General features: G+C 68.5%; 11 protein-coding genes. 3 read left to right on the top strand and 8 right to left on the bottom strand.

Translation table 11 applies throughout. The annotated features are described in order from the left end of the window. Positions 1 to 104 precede the first annotated feature (104 nt). Positions 105 to 2936, bottom strand: a complete 2832-nt coding sequence (locus ACZ7KI_RS09695) for an AfsR/SARP family transcriptional regulator (RefSeq protein ID WP_470272736.1) — start codon at positions 2934 to 2936, stop codon at positions 105 to 107. Between the two features lie 66 nt (positions 2937 to 3002). Here ACZ7KI_RS09695 and ACZ7KI_RS09690 point away from each other — a divergent pair, with 66 nt between their 5' ends. Continuing rightward, a complete protein-coding gene (locus ACZ7KI_RS09690) occupies positions 3003 to 3947 on the top strand; it encodes an o-succinylbenzoate synthase (RefSeq protein WP_470272735.1) in 945 nt (314 codons plus the stop codon). A gap of 59 nt (positions 3948 to 4006) precedes the next feature. Here ACZ7KI_RS09690 and ACZ7KI_RS09685 read toward each other — a convergent pair whose 3' ends face one another. The 3 genes from ACZ7KI_RS09685 to ACZ7KI_RS09675 form a co-directional block, all read right to left on the bottom strand. Then, a complete protein-coding gene (locus tag ACZ7KI_RS09685) occupies positions 4007 to 4915 on the bottom strand; it encodes a M23 family metallopeptidase (protein WP_470272734.1) in 909 nt (302 codons plus the stop codon). A 159-nt stretch (positions 4916 to 5074) separates the two neighbouring features. After that, positions 5075 to 5665, bottom strand: coding sequence for an RlpA-like double-psi beta-barrel domain-containing protein (locus ACZ7KI_RS09680; protein WP_470272733.1), 591 nt, complete (start codon positions 5663 to 5665; stop codon positions 5075 to 5077). A 78-nt stretch (positions 5666 to 5743) separates the two neighbouring features. Then, positions 5744 to 6538, bottom strand: a complete 795-nt coding sequence (locus ACZ7KI_RS09675) for a transporter substrate-binding domain-containing protein (protein ID WP_470272732.1) — start codon at positions 6536 to 6538, stop codon at positions 5744 to 5746. A 418-nt stretch (positions 6539 to 6956) separates the two neighbouring features. Between ACZ7KI_RS09675 and ACZ7KI_RS09670 the strand changes: the two genes are divergently transcribed. Continuing rightward, positions 6957 to 7181: a PspC domain-containing protein gene (locus ACZ7KI_RS09670; RefSeq protein ID WP_061985027.1), complete on the top strand. Its 225-nt coding sequence runs from the start codon at positions 6957 to 6959 to the stop codon at positions 7179 to 7181. 219 nt (positions 7182 to 7400) lie between these two features. Continuing rightward, on the top strand, positions 7401 to 9098 hold the full coding sequence (locus ACZ7KI_RS09665; RefSeq protein ID WP_470272731.1) for a hypothetical protein: 1698 nt from the start codon (positions 7401 to 7403) through the stop codon (positions 9096 to 9098). A 912-nt stretch (positions 9099 to 10010) separates the two neighbouring features. Here ACZ7KI_RS09665 and ACZ7KI_RS09660 read toward each other — a convergent pair. The 4 genes from ACZ7KI_RS09660 to ACZ7KI_RS09645 all read right to left on the bottom strand — a co-directional run bounded on the left by ACZ7KI_RS09660 (position 10011) and on the right by ACZ7KI_RS09645 (position 13060). Then, on the bottom strand, positions 10011 to 10208 hold the full coding sequence (locus ACZ7KI_RS09660; protein ID WP_061989146.1) for a hypothetical protein: 198 nt from the start codon (positions 10206 to 10208) through the stop codon (positions 10011 to 10013). A 34-nt stretch (positions 10209 to 10242) separates the two neighbouring features. Further along, the gene (locus ACZ7KI_RS09655; protein WP_470272730.1) at positions 10243 to 11367 is read right to left on the bottom strand and encodes a hypothetical protein; all 1125 of its coding nucleotides are present in this window, start codon (positions 11365 to 11367) and stop codon (positions 10243 to 10245) included. A gap of 93 nt (positions 11368 to 11460) precedes the next feature. Next, complete coding sequence (locus ACZ7KI_RS09650) at positions 11461 to 12459, bottom strand: C40 family peptidase (protein ID WP_470272729.1); 999 nt, start codon at positions 12457 to 12459, stop codon at positions 11461 to 11463. Positions 12460 to 12463: 4 nt separating this feature from the next. Next, the gene (locus ACZ7KI_RS09645) at positions 12464 to 13060 is read right to left on the bottom strand and encodes a hypothetical protein (protein ID WP_470272728.1); all 597 of its coding nucleotides are present in this window, start codon (positions 13058 to 13060) and stop codon (positions 12464 to 12466) included. Positions 13061 to 13062: the final 2 nt, after the last annotated feature.

Here is a 13062-nt window from a genome sequence, read left to right as displayed (position 1 = left end):
TGCACAGTCAGCGCACAGTGAGCGGTGTGCTGTTAAGTGAGGCATGAGGTCACGGGCGTACTCGCGTGCTGCGACTGGGGGTCGGCACGCCGGGCGCCCGTGCCTCACCAATCCTGCTCTGTTCTGACCCCGTCGCCCACGAGCGAGGCCAGTTTCGTCCGGACGTCCTCGGCGTCCGGATGCGAAAGCTCGGTCAGCACCCGGACCGAACGCAGCCAGCAGTCACGCGCCGCCGAGGGATCACCGTGCCGCAGAAGGATTCCGCCGAGCTGGGCCAGCACGTCGGCCGCCTCGTAGAGCTCGCCGTGGGCGAAGAACATCTCGACGGCCCGCCGCATGCAGGCGATGCCCTCGTCGCTCCTGCCGAGTCCGACGAGCGCGATTCCCTTGGTGTGCAAGGCGAATCGGGCCTCGTCCGGCAGGGCGTGCGCCCGCAGGGCCAGCGCCCGGTCGGCGAGCTCCAGCGCCTGCTCATGCCGTCCGTCGTCGGTACAGATGTCTCCGAGCGCCTGCAGCGCGTCGGCCTCCATGCCGTCGCCGACGTTGTACTCCCGGATGCACCGCAGAGCCTCGGTCCCGAACTCCCACGCGACCTGGGAGCTCTCACAGTTCCGGCTGGCCAGCGTGAGGTTGTACAGGGCACGCGCCTCACCCTCGCGGTCGCCGAGCTGCCGCTGCAGTTCGACCACCTGCTTCAGATAGCCGACGCTGTCCTCGTACTGGCGGCCCACGCCGCAAGCGACGCCGAGCCCGCTCAGTATCACGGCCTCACCGGTCCGGTCCCCCGCTTCGCGCGCGGCACGCAAGGCGACGTCGAACACCGAGCGCCAGTCCTCCAGCCGTGCCCGCACGATGAAGAACGACTGCAGGAGCCACGCCAGCCGCCAGCAGTCCCGGTGCCGCCGTTCCCGGTACGCGACGTTCACTACGGCGATGAGGTTGCCGCACTCCTCGTCGAACCAGTCCAGAGCCTGGTCGTAATGGCCGAACTTCACCCCCGCGCCGTCGAAACGTCCGGGCTCGATGACCCGGTAGTGCCGTTGCGGCCGCAAGAGCCGGGACGCGTTCAACGCCGACGCCAGCGACGCGTGGAGCAGTCTGTCCAGCACCTCGGCCCACACTTCGGGCCCGTCCACCTTCGCCGAAAGTTCGGCCGCGTACGCGCGGATGAGGTCGTGGAACTGGTACCGGCCGGGCCTGGACCGCGCGATCAGGTGCGCGGAAGCCAGTTTCGCCAGGTCTTCGTGCGCTTCCGTGATGTCGGCCCCGGCCACCGCCGCGGCCGCGGGCGCGCTGAAGTCGCCGCCGGTGAGCAGGCCGAGCAGCCGCAGCATCCGCGCGGCGCGTTCGTCGAGCGCCCGGTACGAATACGAGAAGACGGCCCGGATGTTCGTCTCGTCGCCGTCGGCGAGGTCGAACGAGCCCAGTCTGTCCTGTTCGGTGTCGAGCAGCCGGACGAACTCCCGGAGTGCGAGGTCCGGGAACTGCGCCGCCCGCACGGCGAGGATCCGGATGGCCAGCGGCAGACCGCCGCAGTACCGGACGAACCGTTCGGCGGCCTCGGGATCCTCGGTGACCCGGTCCAGCCCGATCGTCGAAGCGACGAGGGCGATCGCGTCCTCGTCCGGCAGCTCCTCCAGCGCGACGCGGCGCGCGCCATGGGTCGCCACGAGCGCCTGCAACTGCCAGCGGCTGGTCACCACCACCAGGCAGCCGGGGCCGGGCAGCAGCGGCCGGACCTGCTCGGTGCTCGCGGCGTTGTCGAGCAGGATCAGCATCCGGCGGCCGGCGCTGTAGGTACGCCAGGTGGCCGCGCGGCCGTCGACGTCGGCGGGGATCCGGTCTGCCGGGACACCGACCGAGACGAGCATCGTTTCGAGCGCGGTCGCGGGTTCGACCCGGTCACCGGGGCCGTATCCGCGCAGGTTGAGGTACACCTGCCCGCCGGGGAACTGCTCGCCGACCTCGTGCGCGAAATGGACGGCGAGCGTCGTCTTGCCGATGCCGCCCATGCCTTCGATCGACGCGATGGGCGTCGATCTCTCGGTGTCGAGCGCCTCCGGGACCAGTTCGTGCAGTGCCTTGATATCGCGCTGGCGGCCGGAGAAGACCCGGAGATCCGTCGGAAGCTGGCGCGGGATCAGCGGCTCGGCGCCGAGGCGATACCGCGTCAGCTCGGAGTCCAATGTGGTCTCGACGGACTCTTCGCCGGTCAGGATCGCCAGGTGCGCGCGCTGCAGTGAGGCGCCGGGGTCCAGGCCGAGCTCTTCGGCCAGCACCGAGCCGATCCGGCGGTAGACGTTGAGCGCCTCGGCCTGCCTGCCCGAGCGGTACAGCGCGATCATCAGCTGTTCGTGCAGCCGCTCCCGCAGCGGATGCTCGCGGCACAGCCTGGTCAGCTCGGGAACGACGGTGGCGTGATCGCCGAGGGCGATGAGCGCGTCGGCCCACTGCTCACGGACGCGAAGACGCTCCTCACTCAGCTGGTCGGCTTCGTCCCGAAGCAGCGCTTCGGAATGGACATTCTGCAGCGCCGGGCCGCGCCATTCGGACAGCGCGGCGGCGAATTTCGCCGCGGCTTGACGCAGGTCGCCGTCTCGCGCGGCGCTCGCTCCCGCCGAGGCGAGCGCGCGGAAGCGGGCGAGGTCGAGCAGGTTCTCGTCGAGTTCGAGCAGGTAGCCGCCGCGTTCGGTGCGGATGGTGACCTCGTCGCCGAGCGCGCGCCGGACCCGCAGGATGTAGGTCTGCAAGGCACCTTTGGACCGCCGCCGGTCGTCGGGCCACAGCCAGCGGCTCAGTTCCTCGACCGGCACCACGCTGTTCGCGCGCAGCAGGAGGCCGGCCAGCACGATGAGCGGTCTGCTGCCGCCAAGGGGCACCGGCAGCCCGTCCGCCGTGACCTCGGTGGGCCCCAGCACGCGAAAGTCGAGTGCCACGTCGCTCATTCTGTCCGGGATCGGGCGAAACGGCACGCGATCGAGGCGGTGGCATGATCGGCGTCGATGGACGTCTACGCGATCCCCCTGCGCACGCGGTTCCGCGGCATCACGGTCCGTGAAGGACTGCTGATCCACGGTGAAGCGGGCTGGGGCGAGTTCTGCCCGTTCTCCGACTACTCGGACGCCGAAAGCGCGCCGTGGCTCGCGTCCGCGCTGGAGGCGAGCGAGCGCGGATGGCCGTCACCGGTGCGGGACAGCGTCGAGGTGAACGCGACCGTCCCGGTGGTGTCGCCGGGCAAGGCGTACGAACTCGTCTCCGCGTCGGGCTGCCGCACCGCGAAGGTGAAGGTCGCCGACCCGAGGGTGAGCCTCGCCGAGGACTGCGCCCGGGTGGAGGCGGTGCGTGCCGCGCTGGGCCCGTCGGGCGCGGTCCGCGTCGACGCGAACATGGCCTGGGACGTGGACACCGCGGTCAAGGCCATCGGGGAACTGGACCGCGCGGCGGGCGGCCTGGAATACGTCGAGCAGCCGTGCCCGTCGATCGGGGAACTGGCCGACGTCCGGCGCCGGGTCGAGGTCCGGATCGCCGCCGACGAATCCATCCGCCGGGCCGAGGACCCGCTCAAGGTGGCCGTGGCGGGGGCCGCCGACGTGGCGGTGCTGAAGGTCGCGCCGCTGGGCGGGGTCCGGCGCGCGCTGGAGGTCGCCGAAGCCTGCGGTCTGCCGTGCGTGGTGTCCTCCGCCGTCGAAACGAGCGTCGGGCTCGCCGCCGGACTGGCGCTCGCGGGCGCACTGCCCACTTTGGACTTCGCGTGCGGACTGGGCACGATGTCGTTGCTGACCGGGGATGTCTGCGGCGCTTCACTGTCCCCTGTGGACGGTCACCTGCCGGTCCCACGCCAGGCGCCGGAACCGGATCTGTTCTCCGCGCACGCCGCTTCTCCGGACGTCCGGTCGGCCTGGGAAGCCCGCTTCACTCGCGTCCGCGCCCACCTCCCGACGCCATGAAAGGTCCTTTCCTTGCGAAATTCGCGAGGAAAGGACCTTTCATGGCACTCGTCGCAAGATCAGCCGCAGTGCTCCAGCGGGGATTCGTAGCTGACGGAGCCGGCCGAACCGCCCCACCTGACGCACTTGGCGCCGGCGGCCGCGCTCACCGGACCGGCGTAGTACTCGAAGCTGCCGGAGTCGGTCTTCCGTGCCGAACCTTCCACTTCGAGGAAGGCCGAAACCGCGCTGCCGGTGCCGACCGACGTCGCCTTGATGGTGGTGACGCAGTTGGCCTTGGTCGTGCCGTTGTACAGCAGGTACGCGGTCCCGGCGCTGCCGAGGGCCTGCGAGTCGATCACCTTGTAGTCGTCGCCGCACACCTCGACGGCGTCGTACGGGTTGGGGTTCCCGGTGCCGCTGCAGGTGTTCTTCGAAGTCACGTTGGCGTTGGGGTAGCCGAATTTCACGCCGTTGAAGTAGGCGGGCTTGATGTTGTCCGGCCACGAGGCGTCGTTGGTGCGGACTTCGTAGTGCAGGTGGGGGCTGATGTTGTTGCCCGGCTTGGAGGTGTTGCCGACCTCGCCGATCTTCTGGCCCTGCGCGACCTGCGCGCCTGCCGCGACCGAGCGGACCTTCAGATGCGCGTAGTAGGTCGACCATCCCCCACCGTGGTCGATCTTCACCAGGTTGCCGAAGCCGTTCGCCGAACCCTGGTGCGCCGAGGTGACCACCTTGCCGGCGGCCGCGGCGACGACCGTGTCGCCGAGGTCCGCGTCCGCGGAACCACCGCGGTTGAAGTCGATTTCGTACGCCCGGTGCGCACTGCTGTTGTCGTTGTCGCCGTTCCACACCTGGTTGCAGGGGAACGGGAGCTGGAAGTTGGGACGCGGGCCGACGGCGGCTTCGGCCGACGTCGCGGTGATCGCCAGCCCGGCCATGCCCAGCAACGCGGTGGCGGCCGCGGTGACCACTCGTCTGAATCTCATCGGATGTCCTTTCTCGGCGTTTCGTGAGAAGCGTCCCGAAAGGGCGTACAAGTGAGATACAAACGAACACGAGTCCTCCTGGCCGAGGGGCCGCCAGGAGGACTCGTGTCGCCGCCGCACCGGATCCGTCCGCGTCTTCCCCGAACCGGTGCGGGTGTCTCAGCCGACCCGCTCGACGACCGCGCGGCGGATCAAGAACTTCCCTGGTTCGCGGACCTGTTCGAAGGCCGCGTCGTTCAGGAGCGCGCAGCTGCCGGAGACCCTGGTGACCTCGACGGTCGTGGACTTGTCGTTGTCCAGGTTCGTCACCTTCAGCTTGGTGCCTTCCGGGAACTCGCTGCTGGACGCGGCCGGTGCACCACCCTCGCCGGACAGCGTCACCGTGGAACCCTGGCAGACGACCTCGCCGCCCGCCGCACCCTGCTCGACCGCCTCGTTCTGCTCCTGCTTCCCACCGTCGGCCCGCACGTCCTCGGTGCACCCCGCCGCCTGGCGGCGCTGCTGGATGAGGTCGACCACGGCCTGCCGGTTCGCGATCCGCGCCGCGGAGAGGGCGTCCGGGTCCGCCTGCTGCCCGTCGATGAAGTTCAGGTTGTTCCGGAGGGCCGTGTCCAGTCCCTGACAGCTTTCCGCCGCTTGCCCGTCCGGGGTGCTCACCGCGAACATCACCGCGGCGATGGCGGCCACCCCGAGTACGGACGCAAAGCCGATCGTCGCGCGCTTGCGGTGTTTCCCGGCGCTCTTCGTCATCCGTGTTTCCTCCGGTCCGGTTCCTCCTCACCCACATCTGGAGATACGGTCGGATAACGAAAGTGGTTCAAACCGATTTCAGCCGAGCCAAGGCTTAGCGATCCTCGCGTAGGTGCCGTCGTTCAGCGCCAGGTGCAGCCACTGGTCGATCCATTCCTTGAACACGACGTCGCGCGGCAGGAGGTACGCCTTCTCCGAGAAGGTGAACGGCTCGTCGGGGTGCACCGCGCACAGTCGCGGGTTCTGCTTCGCCTGCCAACGGGTCTCGGTGGCGTCGGTGATCATCAGGTCGGCGCGGCCTGCCATGATCTCGGCGAAGATGGTGTTGTTGTCCGGATGCCGCACGATGGTCGCCTGCTTGAGCTTGGCGTCGGCGAACTGTTCGTTGGTACCGCCCGGATTCACGATCACCCGCACCCCCGGCCGGTCGATCTGTTCCAGGGTTGCGAACCGCTTTTCGTTCTCGCACAAGGTGATCGGTGTCTTGCCGTCACGAAGATAGGGAGCCGTGTAGAAACCCTTCTTGGCGCGATCCAGCGTGACCGAAACACCGCCCATCGCCAGATCGCATTTCCGGCCCACGTCGTCGGCGATCACCTTCCAGGTGGTCTGCACCAGCTGAAGCCGGACACCGAGCCGCTGCGCGAGGTCACCCGCGAGGTCGATGTCGATCCCGCTCCACGCACCGGCCGCGTCCCGGTAGGTGAACGGGCGGTAGTCCCCCGTCGAGCACACGCGGAGCTCGCCGCGGGCTTGGACGACGTCGAGCCTGCTCTGTGCGCCATGCCCCTCGGGCGCGGCACTGGCCGTGCCGATTCCCAGCACGGTCAGCACCGCGATTCCGAAGGTGAGTGTCTTCGCCTTGATCGTCATCAAGGCATTTTCCACGCCCTGAGGTAGGCGTGCACCAGCCAAGCGTCGGCCCATTCGGCGTCCGGCAGCTCCGGCCGCCCCGCCTCGCCACGCAGCCCCAGCATCCGTTCGCGCTGCGCACGCGAGTAGCCGAGGAACCGCAGGCCCGCGCGGCGCGAGACGGAGCCACTTGCGCAGCGAGTAGACGGTCAGGTCGAGGTCGCCGGGACCCGACCGGACGCCTTCGGGCTGCGTCCGGAAGATGTACTGTTCGAACCGCTTCAGGCCGATCACGTGGTCCGGCGGCTCGACGCAAGTTGTACCCGCCGAGTTGCCTGCCGGGCATCCGGTTTTACCGACCCTCAGGGGTTCCATTCCAGGGTCGGCTCCGGGCCGTTCCCCGATGCGCCAAGGGTCGTTCCGAGGCGAACATTGAGCCATGACCAACAGCGTGTACACCCCCCAGGCCACCAAGAAGCTCTACCGCAGCCGCACCGACAAGATGCTCGCGGGCGTCGCCGGCGGCTGGGCCGCCTACCTCGGCGTCGACGCCGCGATCCTGCGCATCGCCCTCGTGGCGAGCGTGTTCTTCACCGCCGGATTCGCGATCCCCGTCTACGCCGCCGCGTGGCTCCTGACTCCGGAGCAGGCCGAAGACTCCTGAACGCGGGCTGCCGCCGCGCGCAGGGGACGCGGCGGCAGTCGGATCGCGTTTAGCGGGCTGAACGCGATCCGGGGCCGGGGGCACAGGGGAACAGGGGGATCAGGTGAGGGGCCCGGACATGGGGATGTCCGGGCTTTTCGCTTTTCGGCCGCGCGATCACCCGAGCCACCGTTACACTCCCCCTGACTTTGTCACAGGGAGCGGGAAGCGGGGGCCGCCATGGCCGACAGGTATCTGAGCCTCAGCCAGTACAAGAAGATGCTCGACGACGCGATCGACGACTTCCACAAGGCGCTCACCAAGCGCTGGATGGAAGACGCCGTCGACGCCATGACGCATCTCTCGACCGCCGTCCCGTGCTCGACGGAGGCCTGGGCCTGGCAGTGGCCGGTCGAATCGTACGGCCACCTCTCGGGCGCGGACGATGTCTGCGGCTACCTGACCTGGGTCGAGGACGGCATGCTCGGCCATTACAAGGACGTCCATTGCCAGGGCTGGAATCCGCAGACCCAGAAGTACGTCGAGTGCCATGTCGAACGGAACCTGGCCCAGATCGAGCGGCTGGCCTGGAACCGGCGCCAGGAAGTCGTCAAGTTCGTCCCGCAGCTGGAGGGCCCCGACCTCTCGAAGCTGGAGGCCGCCCACAACACGTTCCTGAACGTCGCGGGCAACCTCGGCTTCCAGGACAAGAACGGGCGGGTGACCGCACTGCTCGGGCAGGGCGAGGTCGTCCGGAACGTCGAGTGGCTGGACGGTACGACCAGCGAGAACGAGGAATGGTTCATCGAGTGGACCGGACTCGCCGCCAAGGCCTTCCGTGACGGATTCTTCGCCTCGATCGCGCCGACCATGCTGAACCAGGCACTCATCCTCGCCAGCCTGTCCACCCTGTACTCCACGCGCGCCACGACGATCCAGGTGACCCGGCTCAACATCATCAAACGCCTCAACTGGGCCACCAAGAAGATGGACGAAAAGATCACCCTCAAGACCTTCACCGCGGACTCGATCCTGGAGAAGGTCGATCGGGTGCAAGCGGTCCACGGGGTCGTGACCAATCTGCTGGCCGCGGGGGCGAAACTCAGCAAGACCGTCGGCACCGTCAACAAGGCGGCAGGGCAGGCCCTCGGCCCGGCAGGCGCCGTCCTCACCCTGGTCGGCTTCGTCGGCGGGGTCATCAGGGACAGCACCTACGAGCGGAACGCCATGTCCCTCCAGGACATCCTGCAGAGCCTCACCACCTCGATCCAAGACGAACACAACGCGCTGACCGGTCTCGAAGCCGACTTCGGCGAGGACGTGCTGGCGCTGCAAAAGGCGATCGCGGGGGTGCACAGCTACAACCTCGAACTCTACGACCTCACGGCGAACACGCTGCCGAACCAGACCGACCGCGCGAAGTACAAGGGGATCAGGGTCGAGGTCCACTTCCTGCTGAGGGTGGCGCAAGCCTGTTTCGAAGCGGCCGACGCCTATTCGGCACAACTGCGGATTCTCGCCCATGCCGATGTCGCCGACCGGCACCTCGCGGGCCGTGACGGGCAGACCTGCACAGGCGACGACTCGACACTGGAGATCCGCGACGCCGTCGAACAGTTCATGCGGACGAGCTGCGCTCGATTCCTCCTCGCCGGTGAGCAGCTCAGGAAGGCGGCCGAAGCCTACGCGAAAACGGACGGCGAACTTTCGGACGATCTCAAGAAGCTGTTCTCCGACTGGGAAAGCGCCAACAAGAACCGGCGAAAAATCGACCCCAATCCCGAGACGGTGGAAGTGGAAGGCGCGGCCGGGGAGGCGGGCAAGACCGACCGGACGGGCCTCGAACCGAGGAAGCCTTCGGAGCCGACATCCATCGACCCGTACGAGAAGGACCGCCGCCTGCAAGGCGGGAAGTACATAGTGGACGGTCAACGCTAGGCCCACGCGAAGGTGGCGCGCCACGGCACGGGTCCGGATTGGCCAGTTTGCGCGGCGTCGGCACAGCGGGTCGCGAGTGGCGATTCGTGTTCTATTGAGGGGTAAGGCAAACGTGGCGCGGTCGGCTCGCTGTCTGGCGGCAGGCGAGAAGCTCCCCGCTGAGGCGGGGCGCGTCGCGCGACTGTCCACAAGGGACGCCTTTCGAAGAATCGGTGTCCGATTGATGACGCCATGCACGGTTCCGCGTGGGGGTCGTGAGTGGCAAATAGGGTTATTGAGGGGAAAGTCAAACGTGTCGTGTCGCGGGCTGTGGTCGCTGCTGCCTACGCGTTTCCCTGGTGGTGAAGGCTTCCTTGCCTACGCTGACGGTAGTGAAGGAGCCCTTCACTACCGTCAGGCGTGATCCCTGGTGACAGTGGGACGGCTGTGACATCAACGTCCCGTCTTGAAGTCCGTGAAGGCCTCCTTGAGGGACCCAGAGTCCCTCAAGGAGGCCTTCACGGACTTACCACCCACCACGCCACCTTTACCTTACCCCTCAATAACCCTCATGATCACTCACGACCCCACGCAGAAACGTACATAGCGGCATCAATCGGACATCTAATCGCCCGGTGGTGTCCCTTGTGGACAGTGAAACCTCTCCGGCGTCCAGAATCAGGCCTGCCCTACCTCGGCTCGCCCCTGACCTTCCGTTGATCAAGCTCCACCACCGATGCGTGCGGCCCCGCGACAGTGCAGAAATAGTCGACCGACCAGCAAGACTTCGACTTTGCCGGGCCTAAGCGATAGCAAAGGTCCCTTGCTCTCTTCCCTGGCTGGGGCAGGGCACCTCGCGGTCGACGATGGAGGATTGGGGACGTTCAGTGTCCCCAATCCTCCATCGTCGCGCTGGTCTCGGCGGGACGCCGCTCAGTCGCCGCTCCACTTGGCGTCTTCGGCGTCGGCCTGCCGCGTGCGTTCCTTGGCGATCTCCAGTGCCCGCCGGGCCGTCGCCTCGTCGGGGTACGGGCCGAGGAGGTCGATGCTCCGGCCGCGTTCCAGGTGCTCGACCTGGTTCGTCTTGGTGTTGAAGTACCAGCCCTGATCCGGGTTCGGGTCGCTCGACATGCGTCTAGCGTGACATCACCAGGACGTCCTGTCATCACTTGCGGTAGCGGTAGGGGATCTCCGTCGGCTCACCGGTCGGGCCGAACTCCCCGCCCTCGGGCGGGTCCACCTTCGAGCTTTCCGGCACGTTGTCGGCGAGTTCGTCGAACCATCCGCGGTGCATCGGCACGCCGCGCGGCGGGGTGGCGGGCTCCGGCGCGGCCGGGGTGCCCGGCGGTGGCGAACCGGGCGACGCCGGTTGCGGCAAGGGGCCCGGCGGCGGGCCGGTCACCGGAGGGGTCGCGGATGGCGTCACCGGCGGAGCAGCGGCAGGCGGTACCGAAGAAGGCGGTGGCGGCGGACTCGCGGCCTGCGGCGGCTCAGGCTGCGGCTCGGCCTGTGACGGCGCGGCGGATCGCGGTGCTTCCGGTGTCGCCGGAGGCACGCTCACCGCCGGAGGCGGCCCCTGAGCGACAGGAGGTTGCGCAACAGGAGGCGGCCCGGCCTGCGACTGCGCGGGCGGCGGTGGCTGCGGTGCCGGGTGACCGCCCGGCAGCGGCGGCGCGGGCGGCCCGGCCGGCGGGGCGACCGTGCGCCACACGGGAGCGGGCCCGATGTTCATCGGCGCCGGAGCCCGCGGCGGCTGACCGGTCGACGGCGGTGCCGCCTGCGACGGCGGCGGCGCCTGGCGCTGCGCGGGCTTCGGGATCGGGTCGAGGCAGGAGACGAGCACCGTGGTGTTCGCCGGGTCCTCGATCTTCCGCCCGCTGCGCTCCCGGTAGACCATCTCGCCTTCGGTGTCCATCTCGACCAGGTAACCGGCCTCCGCCAGCTGCTCTTCGTCGAGATCGACGAGCTTTTCATACCGCGAAGGGACGACCCGGTAGATCGGCCAGGCGAGGTGGCCGTTCTCGTGGTGGAACTGGGCCAGCAGGGCGGCCATCTGCTGCTGCCACGGCAGCGACATCCCCTCGGCCAGCGAACGCGGCAGCACGACGTAACCGGGGTCGACACCCGGCCAGCCTTGGTTGAGATGGTCGGCCAGCGGCGTGCTCGACGCCGGCCTCGCCGCCTGCCGCGCGGGCTGCGGAGTACCGAAAAGATCGCGGGGATCGACCTCCGGGCCGACTCCCGCCGCGGGCTTGCCTCGCCTTCCGAATTTCCGTGCCACGTTCTTCATCCTCTGCCAGTGCGCGGCCGCTCGCCGGTGGACAGGCCGCCACTTCGGGTGAATCCGATGGTCCCGCGGTCGCGAAACCACCCTTTCACCATGCTAAACGCCAGGACGGACCGCCTGCGCGACCACTTCGGCCTCATCGAAGGAGAAGTCGCGGATGTGCACCGGCACCCCGGTCTGCTGCGCTTCGACGATCTTGCCGTCTCCCAGGTACATCGCCACGTGGTGGATGGTCGCCGGGTTCGACGGGACGGTGGCCAGGAACAGCAGGTCACCCGGCTGCGCCTGCCGGACCGGCAGCATCGCGCCCGCCTTGTACTGGTCGCGGGAAACCCGCGGCAGGATGATTCCGGCGGACTCGTAGGCCCGCAGCATCAGCCCGGAGCAGTCGTAGGAATTCGGTCCGGTGGCGCCCCACACATACGGCTTGCCCTGCTCGGCGAGGGCGAACTTGATGGCCTGCGCGGCGGCCTGGCTCGGCGGCACGACGCTGCCGACACTCGAACCGCAGCCGACGACGTCGACGATCTGGCCCTCGTTCTGCACGAGGAGCGCCGCCATCGGCTCCCAGCTGTGATACCGGTCGGGGAAGCCGGACCGCTCCACCCGCTGCGCGGCGTCACCGGGCCGCAGGTTCTCCCAGTCCGGCACCGCGAGCAGCACGTCGTAGAACTTGTTGACCTGGTACGGCGGGTTGGTGACCTCCGCGACGGTGCCCCAGCCCATCGACGGCCGCATCTGGAAGATGCCGAGCGAGTCGCGGTCACCGTAGGTCAGGTTCCGCAGCTTGGACTCGGTCATCCCGGCCTGGATCGCCACCTGCCACGCGCGGGGCGAAAGCGACCGCTGCTTGCCGATCGAGATGATCAGCGCGACGATCCCCTTCTGTTCGTCGTCGAGCTTGTTGATGTCCGAAGCACCGCGATCGACCTGGCCGGGCAGGGTCGGCCCGATCGACGCGTCGCATGAGGTCTTGACGACGCCGCCGGCCTGCGCCTCCAGATGGTCGGTCACCACCTTGGTGACCGTGCCCGTGGTGACCACCGCGGCGAAGACCGCGGCGATCAGCACGCCGACGATGATCCCGATCTTCATCGGGTCAGCTCGCTTGAGTGAATTTGGTGACCCGCCACCCGAAGTTCCGTTGGGTGACGGTGACCCGGACCTTGGGCCCGTCCGTCGGGACGTCCACCTCCATCGAGCCGGCGAGCGAGGACACCACCTGCGGCTCCCCGGTCACCTTCGTGGCGGTGATGTTCGCGGGATCCACCGTCGTCAGTTCCCCGGCCAGGTATTCCTCGGTGGTGTACGGCTTCAATCCGTTCAGCCATTGCTCGGCCGTCGTACCGTCGGGATGGTTCGCCCATGCCGTCACCCACTCCTTGGCGACCCGGACACCGCTCTGGTCAGGTGGCGCGGAAGACGGTGGCGGCTGGGTGGTCAGCCTCGGCGGCAACGTCGACGTCACGGTCACCGGCGCCGCGACGCCCGGACGCGAGGTACTGGTCGCCGAAGAGCCCGGCCCGCCGGCCGTCTGCCCCGGTTTTTCGATGGCCTTGGGCAGCATGATGCCCACCGCGGTGAGCACCACCGCGAGGACGACCAGCGTGCCGATGAGGTGCCGGGGCGAGCGCAGCGGCCAGCCCCACAGTCTGCGGTAGACCGCGGTACGCCCGCGGTTGGTCCGGATCGGCATGG

Source organism: Amycolatopsis sp. NPDC039088 (genome assembly GCF_055598845.1).
The sequence above is the reverse complement of the archived record's forward strand: the minus strand, read 5'-3'. Positions and strand labels throughout refer to the sequence as shown.